Genomic DNA, 1,012 nt, shown 5'->3' on the forward strand with positions numbered 1-1,012 from the left:
TTGTCAATATAGCCTGTCAACTTGGCATCAAGCGTGCCACCAGCTTCAATCGTGCCGTAAACAGCATCATAAGTGCGGGCGGTTGTTTTGGTAAAAGTAGGACCATCCCATTCATCTGCACCATGCGCTATACACCCTAGACTGGTCCAAAAATTACAGTCTTTGTGTCTGTAGCGCGTTTCCGTTACAACCTTAGTTGTTTCGATTAAATCGCGCCCCTCATTGAGCAGCGTATCGCCATGCATCTCAATGTTGCCATTGGCAGCAATCAAGCTATAGCTATTGCGGATATCACCGGCATTAATTGTCAGATGATGTCCTACTAAAATCTGTGCAGCATTATTGGTAAAATGAGGCTGCTGACGAATGATCGTGGTGTCGATATTTTCCTTGATACGTAAATGATCAATATTTTCGACATCTTTCCATTCTCCTCGCACGTAACTGTGAGAAATCACTTTATCGCTAACTTCGACCCCACCTTCGCGCATGTTGGTAAGCGCTGAGACATCGAAGGTCATATCGCCTGACACGACTTCTAAAAGACCCGAGCTGTTGATCACATGACCAGCCCGCTCTCCACTTAAGCCACGGATGATGAGATTGTCTTCAGCAATGACATCGGCAAACTTATTAATAAAATCCCCATCCAAGGAGAAAATGGCAGATCTTCACTATGCTGTTCTACAAGGAGCTATTAACCTTGTCGTGCAGAAGGAAAAAATATCTACAACACATTTGGGTCTTGTCCGAACCTACGGGCAACTCTCTTTCACCCCAAAAGATATGCAAGATGCAAATAAGAGTACTGTGGAAAAATGGTTACTCACAACCTATGGAACCATACAACATGACAAGTAGTTTCTATCTTGATACGCTGTTATCCTATGTCTTCCTAAAGGGAAAGATCACCAATGCCCTCATTAGTACAACCGCAAAATTGAAAAATGCAAAAATGTTGACGATCTCCACAACTGTTAGCAAACAATTTGCAACAGGTATCCAAGGCGTA

The 1,012-nt window shown here is 43.3% G+C and carries 2 pseudogenes; one reads left to right on the forward strand and one right to left on the reverse strand.

Going from position 1 to position 1,012, the window contains the following annotated elements:
- Window positions 1-671 (reverse strand): annotated as a pseudogene (locus ACFIL8_RS10980) (hypothetical protein); the annotation flags it as partial.
- Here ACFIL8_RS10980 and ACFIL8_RS10985 point away from each other — a divergent pair.
- A pseudogene (locus ACFIL8_RS10985) lies at window positions 664-1,012 on the forward strand (autotransporter outer membrane beta-barrel domain-containing protein); the annotation flags it as partial. The pseudogenes ACFIL8_RS10980 and ACFIL8_RS10985 overlap by 8 nt on opposite strands.

Origin of the sequence: Bartonella sp. AP57NXGY, from assembly GCF_042195805.1 — a bacterium.
GTDB lineage: Bacteria > Pseudomonadota > Alphaproteobacteria > Rhizobiales > Rhizobiaceae > Bartonella.